Genomic DNA, 694 nt, shown 5'->3' with positions numbered 1-694 from the left:
CCCTTGGATTTCCGGCACGCGTCTAAAGGCGCCGGCCCTCACGGGGTTCGGGCCGCACTGCAGATTGACCCGTGGCGGGCCGGTCAAACCGGCGCTATTTACGCCCCGGCCCCCTGCCGAAGGGGTCCTCGTACTCCTTGACGCTCAGCCGGTCGAGCGCGATGTCGGCCTTCTCCTGCTCCCGGATGTACTTCGCGATCGTGGCCTCGTTCAGGCCGACGGTGGACACGTAGTAGCCCTCGGCCCAGAACCTCCTGTTGCCGAACTTGTACTTCATGTTCGCGTGCCTGTCGAATATCATCAGCGAGCTCTTCCCCTTCAGGTAGCCCATCACGCTCGACACGCTGTACTTCGGCGGTATCGCCAGCAGCATGTGGACGTGGTCGGGCATCAGGTGCCCCTCGATGATCTCTATCCCCTTGTACTGGCAGAGCTTCCTGAAGATCTCCCCAAGGTCGGACCTTATTTGGTTGTAGATGACTTTGCGCCTATACTTCGGCGTGAACACGACGTGGTACTTGCACATCCACTTCGTGTGCGACAGGCTGTAGGCCTTCTGGGCCATACGCCACCACCGCCCTCTCGACTCGGATTCCTTGCGGCCTGAACAATCGCAAGTGTCCGGCGAGGGGGCGGCTTTGTAAAGCCGTTTGGCCCCACCCGCATAGCGGGTGGTTTCTGATGCGGCGCGCTG

General features: G+C 61.5%; 1 protein-coding gene. It reads right to left on the bottom strand.

What is annotated here, in order from left to right; genetic code table 11:
- Positions 1-94: 94 nt before the first annotated feature.
- Positions 95-565, bottom strand: coding sequence for an IS200/IS605 family transposase (gene tnpA, locus ACTQZF_RS09215; protein WP_441555110.1), 471 nt, complete (start codon positions 563-565; stop codon positions 95-97).
- Positions 566-694: the final 129 nt, after the last annotated feature.

It is taken from the genome of Collinsella sp. LCP19S3_H3 (assembly GCF_052119145.1).
In the GTDB taxonomy this organism is placed as follows: Bacteria; Actinomycetota; Coriobacteriia; order Coriobacteriales; family Coriobacteriaceae; genus Collinsella.
This window is presented reverse-complemented; position numbering and strand designations above follow the sequence as displayed.

What these genes read in the sequence shown, in the direction of transcription:
- tnpA (WP_441555110.1), bottom strand. Translation starts at nt 565, where the DNA reads ATGGCCCAGAAGGCCTACAGCCTGTCGCACACGAAGTGGATGTGCAAG.